This is a genomic window from Candidatus Peribacteria bacterium (assembly GCA_023038255.1).
Lineage (GTDB): Bacteria > Patescibacteriota > Gracilibacteria > Peribacterales > Peribacteraceae > CALREJ01.
Genome location: CP082927.1, coordinates 503,975 through 522,082, shown reverse-complemented (window position 1 = coordinate 522,082; position 18,108 = coordinate 503,975). Strand labels below are relative to the sequence as shown.

The 18,108-nt window shown below is 51.3% G+C and carries 13 protein-coding genes; 7 read left to right on the top strand and 6 right to left on the bottom strand.

Going from position 1 to position 18,108, the window contains the following annotated elements:
* The first annotated feature begins 10 nt into the window (after nucleotides 1-10).
* Nucleotides 11-367, top strand: coding sequence for a four helix bundle protein (locus K8942_02425; protein UPA23046.1), 357 nt, complete (start codon nucleotides 11-13; stop codon nucleotides 365-367).
* Nucleotides 368-411: 44 nt separating this feature from the next.
* Nucleotides 412-720 carry an RNHCP domain-containing protein gene (locus K8942_02420; GenBank protein ID UPA23045.1) on the top strand — a complete coding sequence of 103 codons (309 nt, stop codon included), beginning with the start codon at nucleotides 412-414 and terminating at the stop codon, nucleotides 718-720.
* Nucleotides 721-1,041: 321 nt separating this feature from the next.
* On the opposite strand, the gene K8942_02415 is transcribed toward K8942_02420, so the two are convergent.
* On the bottom strand, nucleotides 1,042-1,479 hold the full coding sequence (locus tag K8942_02415; GenBank protein ID UPA23044.1) for a hypothetical protein: 438 nt from the start codon (nucleotides 1,477-1,479) through the stop codon (nucleotides 1,042-1,044).
* Nucleotides 1,480-2,111: 632 nt separating this feature from the next.
* Nucleotides 2,112-5,492, bottom strand: coding sequence for a vitamin B12-dependent ribonucleotide reductase (locus K8942_02410; GenBank protein UPA23043.1), 3,381 nt, complete (start codon nucleotides 5,490-5,492; stop codon nucleotides 2,112-2,114).
* Between the two features lie 300 nt (nucleotides 5,493-5,792).
* Between K8942_02410 and K8942_02405 the strand changes: the two genes are divergently transcribed.
* Genes K8942_02405 through K8942_02390 form a run of 4 tightly spaced genes read left to right on the top strand, consistent with a single transcriptional unit; the run spans nucleotide 5,793 to nucleotide 8,842 of the window.
* Nucleotides 5,793-6,503, top strand: a complete 711-nt coding sequence (locus K8942_02405) for an NAD(P)H-dependent oxidoreductase (protein UPA23042.1) — start codon at nucleotides 5,793-5,795, stop codon at nucleotides 6,501-6,503.
* A 52-nt stretch (nucleotides 6,504-6,555) separates the two neighbouring features.
* A complete protein-coding gene (locus tag K8942_02400; GenBank protein ID UPA23041.1) occupies nucleotides 6,556-7,122 on the top strand; it encodes a riboflavin synthase in 567 nt (188 codons plus the stop codon).
* On the top strand, nucleotides 7,119-7,601 hold the full coding sequence (gene ribH, locus K8942_02395) for a 6,7-dimethyl-8-ribityllumazine synthase (protein ID UPA23040.1): 483 nt from the start codon (nucleotides 7,119-7,121) through the stop codon (nucleotides 7,599-7,601). The genes K8942_02400 and ribH overlap by 4 nt, the downstream gene beginning before the upstream one ends.
* 32 nt (nucleotides 7,602-7,633) lie before the next feature.
* Entirely contained in the window at nucleotides 7,634-8,842 is a 1,209-nt protein-coding gene (locus K8942_02390; GenBank protein ID UPA23039.1) for a bifunctional 3,4-dihydroxy-2-butanone-4-phosphate synthase/GTP cyclohydrolase II, read from the top strand.
* A 69-nt stretch (nucleotides 8,843-8,911) separates the two neighbouring features.
* Here the strand turns inward: K8942_02390 and ribD are convergent, their stop codons facing one another.
* The 3 genes from ribD to K8942_02375 form a co-directional block, all read right to left on the bottom strand.
* Nucleotides 8,912-9,883, bottom strand: coding sequence for a bifunctional diaminohydroxyphosphoribosylaminopyrimidine deaminase/5-amino-6-(5-phosphoribosylamino)uracil reductase RibD (gene ribD / locus K8942_02385; GenBank protein ID UPA23038.1), 972 nt, complete (start codon nucleotides 9,881-9,883; stop codon nucleotides 8,912-8,914).
* 102 nt (nucleotides 9,884-9,985) lie between these two features.
* Nucleotides 9,986-10,846: an ATP phosphoribosyltransferase gene (hisG, locus tag K8942_02380; protein UPA23037.1), complete on the bottom strand. Its 861-nt coding sequence runs from the start codon at nucleotides 10,844-10,846 to the stop codon at nucleotides 9,986-9,988.
* Between the two features lie 167 nt (nucleotides 10,847-11,013).
* Entirely contained in the window at nucleotides 11,014-11,448 is a 435-nt protein-coding gene (locus tag K8942_02375) for a trp operon repressor (protein ID UPA23036.1), read from the bottom strand.
* 132 nt (nucleotides 11,449-11,580) lie between these two features.
* Between K8942_02375 and K8942_02370 the strand changes: the two genes are divergently transcribed.
* Entirely contained in the window at nucleotides 11,581-12,729 is a 1,149-nt protein-coding gene (locus K8942_02370; GenBank protein ID UPA23035.1) for a M23 family metallopeptidase, read from the top strand.
* Nucleotides 12,730-12,787: 58 nt separating this feature from the next.
* Here K8942_02370 and K8942_02365 read toward each other — a convergent pair whose 3' ends face one another.
* Nucleotides 12,788-17,839, bottom strand: a complete 5,052-nt coding sequence (locus tag K8942_02365; protein ID UPA23034.1) for a hypothetical protein — start codon at nucleotides 17,837-17,839, stop codon at nucleotides 12,788-12,790.
* Between the last annotated feature and the right edge of the window lie 269 nt (nucleotides 17,840-18,108).

Below are 18,108 nucleotides of genomic sequence, written 5' to 3'. Positions count from 1 at the left end.
ATCTTCTCTTATGGAACTTAAAACGTATGAAAAACTGGTGGCTTGGCAGGAATCTTTTTCTTTATGTTTGTGGATTTATAAAATCACTAAGAATTTTCCGGCTGAAGAAAAATTCGCCCTAATCGATCAAATGAGGCGCTCAGCTCAAAGTATTCCTATGAACATAGCCGAAGGGAATGCGAAGAGATCACAAAAAGATAAGGCACGTTACTTTGAAATAGGAATAGGATCTCTCGATGAGTTGCATTGCCAATGCAGAATCGCTCTTGGTTTGGAATATATCGATCAAGTGATATTTGAAAAAGCAAATGATCACATTCACCGTGTGAGTTATCTGCTTAATAAATTACGATCTTCTATTCTATAAAATTCCTCGTACTCTTCGTCTTCTTCGTCATCCTCGTCTTCCTTATGACAATATTTATAGCCCGAGAAGAGCCATTCATCTGTGAACACTGCAATGCAGCAGTCGAACCACTCGGTAAAGGTACATACCGCAATCATTGCCCGATCTGCCTCTGGAGCAAACACGTCGATAACACAGGTCCCGGTGACCGCGAATCTCTGTGCCAGGGGTTGATGCAACCTGTCGGCATCGACTACGATGCAAAGAAAGGTGGGTGGATGATTGTGCATGAGTGTGTGCGATGTCAAAAAAAGATTACAAACCGCATGGCACCGGATGATGATATGAACAAAATTCCCAAAGAGAGCAACTGACGTTTTCGTGGTGATCAGATGTACACAAAACTATGCGGTGTACAACCATTCACTCTCCGCCACTTTCTCGGCATCCTGCAAGAGTGAACACCAAAAATACTCAGAAAAATAATCGCCAGAAAATTGATCACTGATATACTAATTTGTTCATCTTTTATCTGAGACGCAAGGGGTGTTTTACTCTCCCCTCTTGTGAACACATTAGGTGATCATCTACTCTTCGGTCCTCATGAAGCTCTTCTTATTCGTCTGTGCTTTCGGGGTGTTGTTTATGACCATGTAAAAACGGTTACACATTCTCTGAACTCACAAACAACCACTTTATCGGCTGAGAACCTGTCCCGCATACTGTTCACTGAAGCTTGTCTTCACGGGAATTTTTTCTTGGATATTTCCCTCGGGCAGAAGCATCAATGTATCCTCATGAGTTGAGGGATGGGCAGAGACGACGAGTGTGAATTTCCCTTGTTCGAGTTGTGTTTTTACTTCCGGTGAGAGCGCATCCGCATCGACGATATGTTCGATGCCTTGTTCACGGATATCTTTGTCGATAGACGCTTTGATTTTTTCACCAACGCTGCGATCACTCTCCAATGCAAAATGCAACTCAGCCAGCTGCTCGCTTTTCTTCATTTCATTTTCCAGGTCTTCGGGACCTTTCACTTTTTCACGCAGACGCTCATACGCTTCGGGGCTCCGCATTTTTTGACGGATGCGTGCGCGTTCGTGGGACGGGAGGTGATCGACGTAATCGGACATGAGGAGAGTATAGAGGATGCAATCAGGAAGCGCAGCTAGGTGCATTGACAGGTAAAGTAAAATTGGCAATACTTTTTTCAGGAGTTCCGCGGGAACTTCGATCTTTGTACCTCTGTGGGGACAGAGCGATGCTATACATATGGGAATGTATCTGTGCGGATTGGGGAGGAATGCCCGGCTGGTTATGGATCTGGATAATCGGAGGCATTCTGACTGGCACTATTATGGCATTCACACGACCTAATGGAGTGAGACAGAGTCCCAAAGACGCATCCTAAGGGGATGCAAACCGACCGCAGATGGATCTGCGGTTTTCTTTATGACAATGATTATTGACACTCTGCGTGCGTAGGTCGATGATGTTTGCAGATGGATCAGCCGTGATCCTTTCACAAGTTCTCTTTGGGGACAGAGAGATGGCGTGCATTGTGTTCGGAATGGTTGGGAAGTTTGGCGGTTCGGTCATTGTAGTAGGAGCCGTAGGTGCAGTAGCACTTGTCTGTGCATTTACACCCAAAGACCGCTAACCAAAGAGGAGCCGGCAGTCGCGTGATTGCCAAAAAAGCCGCCGACAGGATGTCAGCGGCTTTCGTTTTTCTTAACATAGATCCTCAGATCGAGCGTAGTCGAGATCAGCTGCAACCGGACGTTGCCCCGCAATCCAGACACACTTCACAGCTACCATTGCGCTTCATTTTCGTGGAGGCACAGCTGCCGCAGATGCTTCCGGTGAATCCCTGCTGCTTGGCGATTTCGAGAGTGGTGGGTCCAGCCTCCGCTTCTTCGGAAGCTACGGCCGGCAAGGCTACTGTGTCCTCAAACAGGCTTGGAGCCGTCGACCCTTCGTCGACGACGGGGAGACGCATTGCAAAGGCATCCTTGCTCTTCGTACCGTCCTTGTAGGACTTCTCCACCAGGTCGTGGTTGTGGAACATCATTGCCTTCTCTTTGGTCATGAACTTGAGGGCAAGCCAGCGTCCGAGATAATCCATAACGGATTTGACCATCGGGATTTCTTTGTTGGCGGTCATACCCATCGGTTCGAAGCGTGTGTGGACCAGCTTCTCGCACAGTACATCGAGCGGCACACCGTACTGGAGGTTCATACTGAGGCTCAGTGCGAGCGTATCCATGACACCGGAGAGCGTGGAACCCTCTTTGCTCATTTTGATGAAGATCTCACCCGGCGCGCCGTCTTCGTACATACCGACGTGCACGTAGCCTTCGTGTCCTGCAATAGAGAACTTGTGAGCAATCGCCATGCGTTCGGCCGGCAATTTTCTGCGGCGGGGCACTTCTTTGTAGACGATTTTCTCGACGACTCTGTCGACAATTTCCTTGCTCTCTTCGTCCTTTTTATCTGATTTGTTACTGAGAGCCTGGCTGAGCTTGGATCCGTCGCGATAGAGAGCGTTTGCCTTCAGACAGAGTTTCCAGCTCAGGAAGTAGGCATTCTTGATGTCTTCGACCGTTGCCTCGTTCGGGAGGTTGATGGTTTTACTGATAGCTCCGGAAATGAACGGCTGAGCGGCCGCCATCATGCGGATGTGTCCTTCGGCGCTGATGAAGCGCTGTCCGATCTTGCCGCACTTGTTGGCGCAATCAAACGCTGCAAGCTGCTCTGTCGTGAGGTGTGGTGCGCCTTCGACGGTCATATGACCGCAGATGACAACGTTCGCCTCTTCGATCTGTTCTTTTGTGAATCCGAGCGCTCTGAGCAGATTGAAGGACGGATCGTTCAGCTGCTCATCCGTGAATCCGAGTTTCTTCATCAGTTCATCTCCAAGCACAAAGCGGTTGAAGGCGAAGCTGAGTTCGAACACAGCCGGAAGCTGCTTCTCGATTTTTGCGATATCTTCATCGGTGAATCCTTTCTCACGCAGGCTCGCACGGTTGATGTGCGGAGCGCCTTCCAGGCTGAGCGTGCCCATCACGTAGCGCATGATGTCTTTCACCTGTGTCTGATCGTAGCCAAGCGCCACGAGAGCGGGCTCGACAGACTGGTTTGCAATCTTCATGTATCCGCCTCCGGCAAGCTTCTTGAATTTCACAAGCGCAAAGTCCGGCTCGACACCAGTGGTGTCACAGTCCATCAGGAGTCCGATGGTGCCTGTCGGCGCAATAACGGTGGTCTGTGCATTGCGGTAACCATGTTCCTCACCCATTGCGAGTGCGCGGTCCCATACTTCCTTGGCAGGACGCAGGAGATACTCCGGCACTTCATTCTGATCGAGTCCGACCGGTGTCACATGCAGACCTTCGTATTCTTTCTGCGGAGCGTCATACGCGGCACGACGGTGGTTGCGCATGACTTTCAGCATGCTGTCGCGGTTCTTCATGTAGCCCGGGAAAGCACCGAGGCTGCGGGACATTTCTGCAGAGGTGGCGTAGGACTCACCCGTGAGGATAGCGGTGATAGCACCACAGATGGCGCGGCCCTTTACGGAGTCGTACGGAATACCCATGCGCATCAGCATTGCGCCGAGGTTGGCGTAGCCGAGTCCGAGCGTACGGTACTTGTAGCTGAGTTCTGCAATTTCCTTGCTCGGGAACTGCGCCATAAGCACAGAGATTTCGAGGACAATGGTCCAGAGACGGACAGCGTGCTGGAAGTTTTCAACTTCGAATGTCCCATGCTCGTTGTCGTAGAATTTGAGCAGGTTGAGGGATGCGAGATTACAGGCCGTGTTATCGAGGAACATGTATTCGCTGCACGGGTTTGATGCATTGATGCGTCCGTCTGCAGGACAGGTGTGCCAGTCATTGATGGTCGTGTCGTACTGGAGTCCCGGATCCGCACAGGCCCACGCTGCGTAGCCGATCTGATCCCAGAGTGCCGCCGCCTTGAGCGTCTTGCAGGGCTTCGGTTCGCGGTTTTCTGCCTTTGCCTTGCGGAGTTCGGTGCGCCAGTAGAGGTTCCAGTCGCCATCGCGCTCAACGTTTTCGAAGAAGTCATGAGCGACGCGGACGGAGTTATTGGAATTCTGACCCGACACGGTTGTGTATGCCTCGCCGTTGAAGTCGTTGTCGTAGCCGGCCTTTACGAGAGCGGCGACCTTCTTCTCTTCGTTCACCTTCCAGTTGATGAAGTCTTCAATATCCGGATGATCCAGATCAAGACACACCATTTTGGCTGCACGACGTGTCGTGCCTCCGGACTTGATGGCGCCCGCTGCGCGGTCACCGATTTTGAGGAAGCTCATCAATCCTCCGCTTGTTCCACCTCCACTGAGAGGCTCGCCTGCTCCGCGGAGATTACTGAAGTTTGTTCCCGTTCCGGAACCGAATTTGAAGAGACGCGCCTCACGGACCCAGAGGTCCATGATTCCTCCTTCATTCACCATGTCGTCATCCACAGACTGGATGAAACACGCATGCGGCTGCGGGTGGGTGTAGGCATCGGTGCTGCGCTTCACTTCTCCGGTGACCGGATCGCAGTAGTAGTGACCCTGTGCCGGTCCGGTGATGCCGTACGCATAGTGCAGACCCGTGTTGAACCACTGCGGGCTGTTGGGCGCAGACATCTGGCGAACGAGCATGTAGCTGAGTTCATCTTCAAACGCCTGTGCATCCTGTGTCGTTGCAAAGTAGCCATGTGTCTCTCCCCAGAACCTCCAGCAACCAGCGAGACGGCGGACAACCTGCTTCACAGACCGCTCCGGACCTGTCACCACATTCCCCTTTTCATCGCGGATCAGATTGCCATCAGCGTCGCGCTGCGGGACACCGGCCTTACGGAAGTACTTGCTGACCACAATGTCTGTTGCAACCTGGCTCCACGTTGCCGGAATTTCCGCGTTCTCCATTTCAAACACCACGCTGCCATCCGTATTCTTGATACGGCTGGTGCGCTTTTCATACGCAATCTCTTCCAGAGGATCACTGCCCGGCGTCGTGAAGACGCGCTCAATGGAGAGACCCACCTTCGTTCCTTTGGCAGGAGCGGCAGCAGGAACAGATGCCTGCGTCAGGTCATCGGTCTGGGTAGATGCAGACGTTGCAGTGGGGTTCATAAAGCAAGGGAGGAATGACAAGTAAAATACACGATGTAGTGCCTGTAGACGACTGAAACCCCAAGATATTGTAGGTCCCCACATCCGGCAAGAATTAATGAGCAGCGTTGTGGACACCTGTCAAAGCTCGCTCTGTACAGACCCAAACCCGACGAAATCGTCTCCGCAAAATGCATGTTGCAGCATGTCTCGGAATTCCTGAAAAGGGGAAGTTCCGGACCTAGGGGTTGTGTGTCCCGGGCACAAAACATACGAAAGATAGATTTGATGCAAAGGCAACAATGATCCATACTTCACTGTATGACAAAACCCTGTATGATCGCCGTCGTCGTTGCCGGCATGAACGATCCTAGCAACGCCAACGTCCTTGCCGACTCTTTTATCGAGGGAACAAAACAGGTTCCCGGCGTGACGTTTGAAAAAATCAGACTGAAAGATCTGTCGCTCCATCACTTCACGCTCGCAGACTACGAGCCGGACAATGCAACAGAGCCCGATTATCAGCGCATCAAAACCATTCTGAGTGATGCGAGCGGCATTGTGTTTGCCAGTCCCATCTGGAATTTCTCCGTCCCCGCGCATCTCAAAAATCTCATCGACCGCATGGGCGCGTTTGGACTGGATCACGAGACGCATTCCAAAGGACAGTTTAAGGGCAAACCAATCGGACTCATCTTCACTGGTGGCGCTCCGATGATCGCGTGGAAAGCACTCATGTACCTCACCACACTGCACGTCGCGGAAGCAATGAAGTACTACGGCGGCACGGTGATCATGCGACACTTCGAAGCACGCTGTACTCCTGCAAAAGGAAAGTTCGGCCTGGTTGTCGACCAGCGTCCGGCCAGCCTGGCACTGATGAAAAAGTACGGCGGAAAATTTGCGGCGTCCGCACAGTATCATGCGGAAAACGGCAGACTGCCTGTTACCCAGGAGCTCCTGCATAAGTGGTTTGAATTCCTCTACAGAGTGGGAAACCGCATTATGTATCCGATTAGTAAAGTGCAGTAAAAGAGCGCAATTGAGGGATAGGAATGAGGAAATTTTGCTATACTGTATTGCCATGTTTACCGGAATTATTGAAGCAACGGCAGGAGTGCTGAAAAGCACTGACGGAAGCCTCATTCTTGAACGCCCGGCAATGTTTGACGATATCAAACTCGGTGCGAGCATCTGCGTCTCCGGCGTGTGTCTGAGCATTGTGGCATTTGATGATCAGTCGATGCGGTTTGATGTGATTGATGAAACGTTGAGCAAAACAACACTTGGTGATCTCAAAAGTGGTGATGTTGTGAATCTGGAAAGAGCACTCAAAGTCAGCGATCGTTTTGAAGGACATATTGTGCAGGGGCATGTGGAGGGGACGACGGACATTGGACATTGGACATTGGACATTGGGGTCTTGGAAATTGTTCTTCCTGATGCGCTGGTTCCGTTTGTGATTGAGAAGGGTTCGATTGCGATTGATGGTGTGTCGCTGACAGTTGCATCTATGGTCGATGCAGTGTGTACGGTCGCTCTTATTCCGCATACACTTTCCAACACGACACTCGGATCACTCAAGACCGGTGATCGTGTGAATATTGAAACAGATATTCTCGGTCGTTACATTCTTTCCTCCCGTCTATGAAAAAAGATCACACCATTTCCTTTCCGGCTGCCGTCGATTCCAATTGGAAAATCGGCATCGTCGCGTCGTCGTATTATGAGGAAGAAATCAATGGATTGATTGAGGGTGCGAAGAAAACATTTGTTGCTGCAGGACTCAGTGATGCGAACATTATTGTGTATCCGGCTCCCGGTTCTTTTGAAATCCCATTGATCGGCGCAGCGCTTGCAGAAGAGGAAAAGGTCGATGCGCTGATTGGCTTCGGCATTATTGTTGAAGGCGAAACACATCACGCAAGACTCCTCGCAGAAGCAGCAACAAACGGCATAATGGAAACGCAGCTCACGTACCATATTCCGTTTGCGTTCGAAGTGCTCTACGTCAACACTATCGAAGACGCACGCAGGCGCTGTTTCGGCAATGAAAGCAAAGGAATTGAAGCCGCCCTTGCAGTGCTTCACAGTCTTTCTAGTTTGAGCTCAATCAAAGAATCCCGATAACCCATAACCTATCACCTGTAACCAAAAAGATAATGTCCGACTTTGCAACCATCAACACTGCGCTGGACGATCTCCGCAACGGAAAAATGATCATTGTGGTTGATGATGAAGACCGCGAGAATGAAGGTGATCTTGTCATGCCGGCAGAGATGATCAGCGAAGATGCCATGACGTTTATCATCCGCCACACGAGCGGCATTGTCTTTCTCGCAGTGAGCGAGGGGATCGCCCATCATCTCGAGCTGCCGCCGATGGTCGAAGACAACACATCCAAGTTCGGCACACCATTTACGGTCTCGATTGAAGCGGCTGAAGGAGTGACAACAGGCGTATCCGCCAAAGACCGCACTGCGACGATTCTGGCTGCCATTAAAGAAAATGCCCAGCCAGGCGATCTCCGCAGGCCGGGTCATATTTTCCCCCTCCGTGCCAAAAACGGCGGTGTGCTTGTGCGCTCCGGCCACACGGAAGCATCGGTCGATCTCGCCAGGCTCGCCGGATTCAAACCGGCCGCGGTTGGTTGTGAACTGATGAATGACGATGGCACCATGATGCGTCGCGATGCGATTGAGGCGTTTGCAAAAGCACACAATCTTCTCGTCATTACGATTGCAGATTTAATCGCGTATCGCCGTCAGCATGAGGAACTGGTGTTTTTAGAATCCGAAGCAAAGCTGGATACAAAAACCGGACCGTGGCAGCTGAAAGTGTTTAAAGATACAGTGCACGGTGCGGAGCATGTTGCACTTGTGAAAGGCATCATCAACGAACATAAATCCACACTCGTTCGCGTGCATTCAGAATGTCTGACTGGTGATGTGTTCGGATCTGTCCACTGCGATTGCGGCGAGCAGCTCGACGCTGCGATGAAACGCATTCATGACGAAGGCAATGGCGTGATTATTTACATGCGCCAGGAAGGACGTGGTATTGGCCTCGCAAACAAAATCCGCGCGTACGATCTGCAGGAGAAAGAAGGACTGGATACGGTCGACGCCAACATCAAACTCGGTTTCCCGATGGATCTGCGGGAATACGGTATTGGTGCGCAGATTCTCTCAATGCTCGGCGTGCGGTCCATGCGGCTTCTTACGAATAACCCGAAAAAGATTTCCGGACTGGAGGGCTTTGGACTGGAAGTCACAGAGCAACTGCCGATTCAGATTGAGCCATCGTCGGACAGGCAGAAGAAATATCTGCACACGAAAAAAACGCGGATGGGGCATTTGCTGGATATGTAAGTGTCATGCTGAGGACACTCGAAGTATGCACACGTCTATGATCACCCTTCGAGCGACCTCAGGGTGACACTATCCGATCAGACTGATATCCATATCCACCATCGATGCATCTTTGAAGATGGCCGATGTTTTACTTCCTCCCTCTACCAGTATCGACGTGACACCACGAAAATCCCCTTCTGATCCCAATAACTTCTCCCACAATTCTTGCCACACAAACATGCCATTCTGTGATGGTACTTCAAAAATATGCACCCCGTTTTTCCGCAGTGCTTCAACGTTTTTCTGATGCAATGGATCGACAACAATGATTGTTGATGATGCGTGATCATCACTCACTACTTTCGCATCATGAGGAATTCTTCCGTGTGGATCAAGCACAATGCGCCACGGATGATAATCAGAATGATCAGTGAGTCTTGCATCCAGAACAGGACCGTCGTTAATAACTGTCTGCACCCCAACAAGAATCACATCATGTCGTGCTCGCAAAAATTCGTGCGACCATTTGTTCTGCTGCGGTGATGTAATTGCAAGCGGTGATCCATCGTCATTCGCGATTTTTCCATCACCCGTCTTCGCCATTTTCACAGTAATCCACGGACGCTGCTTTGTGCGTACAGAGATAAATCCCCTGTTGAACCACTCGCACTCTGCGTGCAGCACAGGACCTTCGACGGTGATGCCGTTTTTCCGAAGAATCGCAATCCCCTCCCCGCTCACACGTGTATCCGGATCAGACATTCCGTAGACAACATGCTTGATACCGCGTTCGATGATGATGTCCGTGCATGGCGGCGTCTTTCCGTGATGGCAGCACGGCTCCAGATTCACATACAGACTATCATCAGACCTGATGTCATCCGTGAATAATTCCAAAAGAGCTCGTTCCGCATGCGCCTCACCGAACGCACGATGATATCCTTCGGCAATAATTTTTCCGTCACGCACCAAGACACTCCCGACGAGCGCGCCATTGCCAATATCCTTGCGGCCAAGCGCGGCAAGTTCCAGACACCGGTGCATAAACAGGTGATGCATGGCTTCAGTATACAGAAAAAACCCCGATCTTCTGTCGAAAATCGGGGGCGTTGCATCTGGGCTTTTTGGGCACAGACACGGGTTGATCAACGCATCAGCAGATTAAGAGATGTAACCCTGCACCGGGCTCACGACGATACTCTTTCCTCCTGCGTTTGAAATCTTGGCAAGAATCGTCCCCTGCAAGGCAATGGGAACGCAGATGGTGCATGCATTCCACTCGTTATTAGTTGTTTTTGCCATGGTTGGAGCAACGGCTGCCGGAAGTTCCAATTCCATCACATCCTTCGCCGCCGGGAAGTCAAAGGTGATCATGATGTGGCTTTTGGCGCCGACAACTGATCTCAGAGCGATGGACAACGCCGCGAGTGCTTCATTTTCAGCATCTCCGATATCGGGACGCGCCACAATCACTGGCATGCTCTCAAACAAATTCTCACACCCCGGGACAATCTCCAGCCCATTCGCCTTGATGGACGATCCGCTCTCCGTCACCACCAGCACCATGTCGATGATGCCAGCACTCACACATTGTTCTTCGCTGCCGGAGATGGGAACAATGGTGTACCGGCGAATCCGCTCACCGACAATCCGTCTCGCAAACTCAGGCAATTCACATCCGATTTTCACAATCCGGTCTGTGGAAAAGGTGGCACCGGCTTTTTGAGCCAACACCCATTTCGTCGGCCGCTCGCTAGCGCGGGAGAAGTTAAACCTGGCAATTGGCCGCAAGTGTGTAACACCGCTCGCCAAAACCAGATCCTCTCCCGTGAGGCCGGCATCATACTCACCGCTGTGCAAAAAGAGGGGAATCATTCGCCGGTCAAGCTGGTAAAACTCGACCTCATTTACAACCCCGCACAAACCAGTGCGTTCTGGCTGAGGAACAAGGTAGCCAGCCGTCGCGAGATACTTCCTGACTGCATCTGCCAACGATCCAGTGGGTAAAACAAAACGCAGCATTTCCTACATCCTTATTCATGCTTTCAATGATCGATCACATTTTCCCATGAATCCAACGCGGTTCATGGTTTTTACGTCTGCAACAAGCAAACAACCTTCTTAAAAAGGAGGCGCATTCTAAGTCCCGCCTCTTAGTGTGTCAACGAGATGTCACAGTTTATCTAGCCTTATGACCCCAAATACTTCTGCAACGCAGTCTTTTTGATGGGTAAAACGTCTTTCTTTTGCTCTGAAGGCGTTGGATCGGAATCCGGCTTTTCTGCAGTGTCGATCCTTTTCATCCCCACTTTCATTCTATGGTGCCGATGCGTGTTTAAGACCTTTCTATAGCCCCCTTCGCCGTTTTCCAGGAAATTGGCTACGCGGGTGACGGTTGTGGTGCTGGCACCGGTTTTTGCCGCTACCTGGCGGTAACTGAGGCCCTGGCTGAGAAGTTTTGCCACTTCCAGACGTTCCCCCATTGCCTGCAATTCGCTCAATGTCGCAATATCCCGGAAGAGATTCGCGATTTCTTCCTCATTTTTGCAGGAATTCATGGCTGCACAGAGGCTGAGAAACCAGGGTTCTTTGCGCCAGCTGTCTTCAGTGAAACGACGCTTCATACCCCTACTCTAGGCACAGATGCCCTACACAGCAACTGGCTACAGAATATTGGTCTTTTGATGCTCTTTTCACCATTTTAGTACTATTCCACTTATTGCTAAATATGTCTAAATAATGTATAATAACAAGAAATGGTCACAAACATACACACACTCACAGACAAGACCAGATTCTATGCCCGCATCTTCCTGTGGGGAGTGGGTATCGGTATATTTTTGCAGGTTTCACTCCAGTCCACACAGTTCCATGCGCGATTACTGCAGCAACCGATTTTTGTTGCCAGCAGGAACGCCGTGTCCGTGACACCAAAGCCGTCTCTCCGTCAGCAGAGACTCGCACAGAGAATTTTGCGGAGAACATTACGCGCAGCCAAGAGACAAACCGTCCGTTCGACTGTTGTTGCAGATACCTCCCTGCGTCCTGCCGCCCCTCTGGAAGAAGCCTCAAGCAGTTCACAGGCATCTCAAGACATCACGCTGATTATTGAACCTACATCGTCGTCATTGTCTTCTTCGTACTCCTCGTCCTCTTCGTCTTCCTCATCTTCCCCCCGTTCATCCTCATTATCTTCAAAGGCAAGCACATCGTCCGTCTCAACCGACTTCCCGCCTTTCATCCGCGCCGTCTTCCCGGTCTCGCAAACACCGGACTGGGGGAAAATGCGCACACCGAAGGAATGGGATCGGACATACAGCGAAATGAATGCGTCTGATTTTGTCGCAATCCCCGCGTACAATCTGCACACATTGACCATCCCGATGCGGACACTCAGCTCGGATCTGACACCGGACAATATGGCGAAAATTACAGCGAAGTTGTTCTACTCCACCCGCTACTTTGGTTCCTACGATGTCGATAGTCCGGAATTCAGAGCCGTTCACCCGGGACTGGATCTCAAAGTTGCAGAAGGGACGCCTGTTGGTGCCATTGGCGGGGGAAAGGTGGCTGCCATCCGGAACGATGATTCGTCGTTTGGCGTCCATGTCCTCATAGAACACATCATGCCGGACGGGGAGCGCTGGCTGTCGCTATACGGTCACTTGCAGACTGCCACTGTGCACGTCGGCGATACGGTCCTGCCGGGGCAATTGATCGGGCGTTCGGGCTCAACCGGCAATTCGACTGCACCACACCTGCACCTGCAGATTGAGCATCTGAACGATGACGCGGCAACACATCAAATATACTGGCCGTCATCACTGCCGACTGCTGCGGAAGCCGCACGATACGTCATCAGCCCCATGGTCTTCCTGGAAAAGTACAAACGGACCACTGAATAATACTCCTACAAAAAGCCCCGCATCGTGCGGGGCTTTTTTTGAAGATATGTGAAGCGGGTTAGAGCGTGACTTCCTGCTTCTCAATAGCGAATCCTTCCGGAAGCGTGATTTTCTTCGTCTTGCTGTTCCAAGTGAAGAAGATCTTCAGATCCGGGTGTGTCCACATGTTTCCCGTGTGGTACGTGGCACAACTGAGGCCGCGTCCGTGCTTGTCTTTGTCGGGGTTATTGCGGATGTCCTGGAGTGTCACCTTACCCGTGACACACGCGTTCCATGTCGGGTTGTCGGAAAGCGGGAATCCTGCAGCGCTCACGAGGAATGGCAGCGGCTTTGCAGCGGCTGCAACCTTCGTCTTGGCGGTTGCCTGGTAGTCACAGAAGGTGGAATCCTTCAGGCTTTCCAGAATATCGTCTGCAGAATGATTGATCTGCTCGGAGAGAGTGGACGCGACCCATTCCCAGATAGCGAGTTTCGCATCTGTCGGGATAGCACGCTTCATGGTACAGATCAGGTTTTTCTCTTCGATTGTATACGGAAGATCCGATGCACCTCCGAATCCACCCGGTGCGACACCACCAAAGCTACCCGGAGCAGTGATATTGATCTTACCCTTGATGAAGTTGATCACACCCGCGAGGATGTTTGTTCTGCTACCGCGGAAAGCACCGTTACCCGGTTCAACCTCCGGTGTGGAGAGACCGAATGACTGGAATGACTCAACAGACTCACTGCTGCTTTCCCCTTCTGATGCAGAGCTTGAAGAGCTGGAGCTGGAGGATGCGATGACAGGATTGCTGCATCCGCCGGCAATAGCCGCGACCTCACCGGCGCTCAACGCGCGGCCGTAAATACGGACGTCATCCAGTCCGCCATCCAATGACGGCTGTGGCAGATACTGTCCGAAGTAGAGAGTGCTGTTTGCAGAGATATCTCCGACAGCAGCGGTGTTGGAACCAACCAGGACACCATCGACGTAGGTATCAATGGTCAGATCGTTTCCGGAACGGCGGTACACACCTGTCAGGTTGTGCCAGTTACCGTCGAGAACAATGGCCGGCTTTGCGGCATCGTTGTTACCCATGGAACCGTATCCGAAGAAGTTCACCTGGTTCGTGTTGTAGACGTAGAGTCCCCAACCCTTGAATCCGGCGCTGAAGTTTCCGAGGATGGAACGGTTACCCGTTGTGGTGCGGACAAAGGTGCTGACGGTGAATTCCTGTGTTCCGTAGTTGAAGTCGTTGCTGCTCGTAATGTTCACAATGTCATCAGAGCCATCGAAGTCGAGACCGAACGGATTTGGCGTGATAGCGTTTGCACCGGATGCCCAGGCGGTTCCGCCCTGGAGCGTTCCGTCGTGGCCGAGACCGGTCATATCAAATGCTGTTGTGCCTTCGCCTTCGTTCATCGGCCAGTACCCTGCCAAAGCGGTTGTGGTACAAGCGACGATTTCAGGAGTGCTGGACTGTGCACTGCTGCCCTGCCCTTCAGATGATGCAGCTTCAGAGGAAGCTGCCACGGAGGAAGATGACGAGGAAGAAGCTGGTGTCGGTGTTCCGCCCTGGCACTGTCCGGCAGCAAGAGCTGCGATTTCACTCTCGCTCAGGACATCACCGTAGACGCGGACGTCGTCGATCATACCGTCAAAGTAGTGTGCAGAACCGATCTGTCCGGTCTGTCCGATAAACGTATGTGCGGATGTGGTGATGGTTGAGACTGTCCCGTTTGCAATGGAGGTCATGGATGCATCCACTCCATCAACGTACACTTTCACGTTCGCACCGTCCCAGACACCGGTCACATGGTGCCATCCCGGAGTGAGCACACCGGAATCCATGCCTTCGTAGACGCTGCCGTTCTCCGCAAGAATAAATCGGATCTTATTCTGATCCGTCACGCGCAGCAGGTATCCCGGGCTGCTCCAGGTATTTCCGTAAATGGCATGATTCTGGAAGTCGAGAGCGGGGTTAATCCAGGCGGAAATGGAGAAGGAGTCAGCCACGGTGAAGTTGCCGACGTTGCTTCCCATATCGATACTGTCGTTCACACCATCGAAGTCGTAGGACCCTGTATTGATAAACACCGGTGTTGTTGCAGGAGTTGCAGCGGACGTCGCACTCATCACTGCACCATCATTGTTATTGGCAGTTGCATCTTCTGCGACGGTTGCACTGGCAGCTTCGTCGAGCTTCCAGTGTGCAATCAGATCAATATCAGACACATTACAGGCAACAGGGGCCACATAGTCTGCATCATAGGTCATGGTGCAGGTAACAGGTGTTCCGACATTCGATGCTGCATCGGTCGGGGTGATCTGGATGGTATACGTTCCTTCTGCAGGAATACCGCCGTTGTGGTGTGTGCCAGAGTGTACCTGTGTGTATCCAACACCGGCTGGACCGCTGAGAATCTTGTATTCGTAGCTCAACGGCTGAGACACATCGGTGCCAACCTCCTGCCACTCAAAGGCGATGAAGGAAGAGGCGGTAGTGGTGCCACAGGCCTGGATAGCAGGACCGCTATCATAGGTTCCACTTGTCTGATTGCGGTACCCGAGAATCTCGACGACCGGCGGCGTGGTATCCACTGCGGCGTTGCTGACTGTCACCGTCCAAGGTGCCGACCATGCACTGCTGTTTCCTGCAGCGTCAACGGCGCGGACATGCCAGTGGTAGGTTCCATCTCCTGTACCTGCTGTCACAATTTCGGAGTCGGACAGTGCTGCAGATTCATACACCGGGTTCACGAAGGACCCATCAGGATTGGTGCTCGTATCTGTCGTTGCCACTTCGTAGAAATACGTCATCGGCAATGCAGGCGTTGCCACATCGCTCCAGTCGATCTTGTCGAGCTGTGCGGTTGTCAGCGTGCTGCCGTCTGCCGGTGTCAGATGCGTCGGGACCGGAGGACAGGTTTCATTCCAGACAATCACAAACTTATCAGATGTCAGCCCCGTGAAAGCGGGCACTGTCATGCTGACAGGCGCTGCCTCGGCAGCTGCCAAAGAATCTCCTGTGGAATATCCAACCAATTCAAACGGTGTTGCATCGGTACATGGCGCACTGATGGTTTCGTAAGTGCTGTAGTCCGCACCGGATGCGAGTGCAATCGTCTGTGCTTCGTATGCCTCAGGCGTACCGTTTCCGGTTGCACTGATGACATAAGGATCGGAACCCGATCCGATGTTGGATGCGTTGTACACAGCGGTCATATTGAACGATGCATTGTCTGTGTTACCAGCGGTTGCATGAACGCCGTTCATATATTTAGCGATTGTCACTCTGACTGTCGTAACAGGAGCAGGAGTGTTCACGAATGTACAAGTGATATGATCTCCTTTATTCAAAAGAACTGTTGCTGTCTGAGAACCGACATTTCCTGATGTTCCGGCATCCGGAGTACAGGTAATGCTCTGGAGTTGCCAACCTGTAGCCACAGATTCCGTGATTGAGCGGACCGTGCCGCCCACTGTGGCAGCCATCGTGACAGTTGTGCTGTTCGGGAGTGTTCCGTCGGCGTCGTCATCGAGTGCAAATGCACCGATATCGCCTGTAAAGAGGAAGTCATCCGCAGTATCCGGCTGTGCATCTTTGACAATAGTGACGAGTGCCTGATCGCCCACGGCTTCACAGTTGATTGTTGTATTATTTCCCCCTGTTCCGACAGGATCACAATAGTCCATACCATCTCCGCCATCGAAGTGATCATTACCGGACCCACCTGTGATCGAGTCATTTCCTGCACCTGATTGAATACGATCACCAGCTGTGCCGTTCGTCCCATTCCCAAGAACGATAGTATCGTTTCCGTTTCCAGTGGTGACATCGTCGTTTCCGTTTCCAGTGGTCACGGTATTTTCACCCGATCCCGCGTCAATCACATTACTTCCATCTCCTGCAATGATAGTGTCGTCATTGTTTCCAGTCGTAATATCGTCATTGCCATTACCGGTTGTAACAGAGTTCACACCGGCACCTGCGACGATTGTATTACTACCGGCACCTGCGACGATTGTGTCATCGTTGTTTCCAGTCGTAATGCTGTCATTACCGTTGCCGGTTGTGACAGAGTTTGTGCCAGAGCCCGCATTAATCACATTGCTTCCGTCTCCGGCAACAATGGTGTCGTTATCATTTCCAGTAGTGATGGTATCGTTACCGTTTCCTGAGTCGATCATATTCACACCCGCACCTGCCACAATTACATTGCTTCCATCTCCCGCATCAATAGTGTCATTACCGTTTCCAGTTGTAATGTTATCGTTACCGCTTCCGCCAAATACTGTGTTATTCCCTCCGTTGGCAACAACAGTGTTTGTGCCGTCACCTGTATCAATCCAGTCATTACCGTTTCCTGTTGTGACAGAATCGTTCCCCCCCAGCGCACAGATCGTGTCATTTCCCCCGTTTCCTGTGATGGTATCCACACCGCTGGAACCAACAATCACATCATCACCGGCAGTACCGTTGATAATTCCCGAACCCGAAATGGTAGCACTCAGTGCATTACAGGTTGGAACTGTGTAATTCACGACCAGTTCCATGTAGGTCACATTGGCAACATCCGCATTGGCCGAACTTTTTTCGACACCAAAGTTCACTGTCCATGTATTCACCTCCGCTGCAGTCCAGTCATTGTTCGTAAAGGGATTTTCATTCCAGGTTTTCGTGTAGTTTACATAGCTGCTTGTCAGATTGTTCGTACTTCCGACATCGCGATCTCCGGCTGTAAGCCCGTCTTCTGCAAATAATTTCATAGACGCACTGCTTCCTCCTGTTTCCTTTGCAAGAACATTCAAGACGACGGAGCTAACAAGGGCGCCAGTGGGAATGCCTGCAGATGCAAATGTGAAGCTCTGCCTCTCTGTATTTGTCGCCTCACTGATAAAAACAGCATCATTCGTGCCCACAGCAGCAACCTTGCTTCCCGCACTCGCACTCCATTGATCGTAATTTCCGACTGCAGTGGCCAGCAGGGTTGTGCCTACGGCATTTGCCTGTGGCGAAAAAACCGGCAAAGCTGCTACCGCAGATCCGAGTAAAATATTTAGCGAAAGAGCCGCCAGCGAGAATGTTGAGATGCTCCGCTTGGCGTGCTTGATAAATCTTTCCATAAGGAGAAAGGTGGGAAGGATAGCAATACAATTCGGCATGCTACGCAAATAAAACCCTAAAAGCAAATAAAACCGCACTATTTATTGTTTTGAAGCAGTGTCTGTATAGTTTTCTATGCAAAATATGAAGGGAGGGTACAATGATATTTGCCGGAGAAAAATGAGTAAAAGGGCTTTCCTGTACAGAAAAAACATCTCTCTATTTGAGCATTTACGTACAACTTCCCCAGACAGAAGAGGGAAAATGAGAAACATTTTTTATATCTGTC

Coding starts and splice junctions, on each gene's coding strand:
- K8942_02425 (UPA23046.1), top strand. CDS start 11: ATGGAACTTAAAACGTATGAAAAACTGGTGGCTTGGCAGGAATCTTTT.
- K8942_02420 (UPA23045.1), top strand. CDS start 412: ATGACAATATTTATAGCCCGAGAAGAGCCATTCATCTGTGAACACTGC.
- K8942_02415 (UPA23044.1), bottom strand. CDS start 1,479: ATGTCCGATTACGTCGATCACCTCCCGTCCCACGAACGCGCACGCATC.
- K8942_02410 (UPA23043.1), bottom strand. CDS start 5,492: ATGAACCCCACTGCAACGTCTGCATCTACCCAGACCGATGACCTGACG.
- K8942_02405 (UPA23042.1), top strand. CDS start 5,793: ATGACAAAACCCTGTATGATCGCCGTCGTCGTTGCCGGCATGAACGAT.
- K8942_02400 (UPA23041.1), top strand. CDS start 6,556: ATGTTTACCGGAATTATTGAAGCAACGGCAGGAGTGCTGAAAAGCACT.
- ribH (UPA23040.1), top strand. CDS start 7,119: ATGAAAAAAGATCACACCATTTCCTTTCCGGCTGCCGTCGATTCCAAT.
- K8942_02390 (UPA23039.1), top strand. CDS start 7,634: ATGTCCGACTTTGCAACCATCAACACTGCGCTGGACGATCTCCGCAAC.
- ribD (UPA23038.1), bottom strand. CDS start 9,883: ATGCATCACCTGTTTATGCACCGGTGTCTGGAACTTGCCGCGCTTGGC.
- hisG (UPA23037.1), bottom strand. CDS start 10,846: ATGCTGCGTTTTGTTTTACCCACTGGATCGTTGGCAGATGCAGTCAGG.
- K8942_02375 (UPA23036.1), bottom strand. CDS start 11,448: ATGAAGCGTCGTTTCACTGAAGACAGCTGGCGCAAAGAACCCTGGTTT.
- K8942_02370 (UPA23035.1), top strand. CDS start 11,581: ATGGTCACAAACATACACACACTCACAGACAAGACCAGATTCTATGCC.
- K8942_02365 (UPA23034.1), bottom strand. CDS start 17,839: ATGGAAAGATTTATCAAGCACGCCAAGCGGAGCATCTCAACATTCTCG.